The sequence below is a fragment of the Polynucleobacter sp. 35-46-11 genome (assembly GCF_002281105.1).
In genome coordinates, this window is sequence record NZ_NCFJ01000082.1 from 1 (window position 1) to 666 (window position 666).

At 45.3% G+C, this 666-nt stretch carries 1 protein-coding gene; it reads left to right on the forward strand.

What is annotated here, in order from left to right; genetic code table 11:
* Positions 1–666: LPS assembly protein LptD (lptD, locus tag B7Y67_RS07890; RefSeq protein WP_293598175.1), on the forward strand; the 666-nt coding region annotated here is incomplete at both ends.

Here is a 666-nt window from a genome sequence, read left to right on the forward strand (position 1 = left end):
CCAATCAATTTCGTCAAGAGGTTGGTACTACTAAGAACTTAACCGGAAGTTTAAGCAATTGGACGGTTGCCGCAAGAGCGATGACTTTCCAGACATTGCAGCCTGATCCAACGGTGACTGTGCAATCTCCCTACAATATTTTGCCGAATATCACTGCCACCTATAACAACCGTTTAACTCCAACGGTGGCTGACGCTAGTGGTAAATACATTACCTTGCCATCAGGCCCTGTAACAACGTTTTCAACTGACTACACCCGATTTGCTTACAACATTGGTGGAAACCTACAGGCAACTGCTCCAGGTGCATTTAGCCAAGCAGATCGAACAGTTATTAAAGGTGCAATGTCACTACCTCAGATTACACCCGGTTATTACATCACTCCTAAGGTCAGCTTTCAGTCGAATACTTATAATGCCACCCCATATAACCCTGTGGGAGCGCCAGCTGCACAAGGCTTTACCATACCCACATTCAGTCTTGATTCTGGTTTGGCGTTTGAAAGAGATGCCGCTGAATTAAAGGGCTTCTTTGGGCGCGATATGTTGCTCACCATGGAGCCAAGAGCGTTTTATGTTTATACCCCCTATGAAAGTCAGGCTCAAACTCCACTGTTTGATACGGCAGATGCGGGTTTTGGTGTTACCCAAATTTTTAGTGAAAACA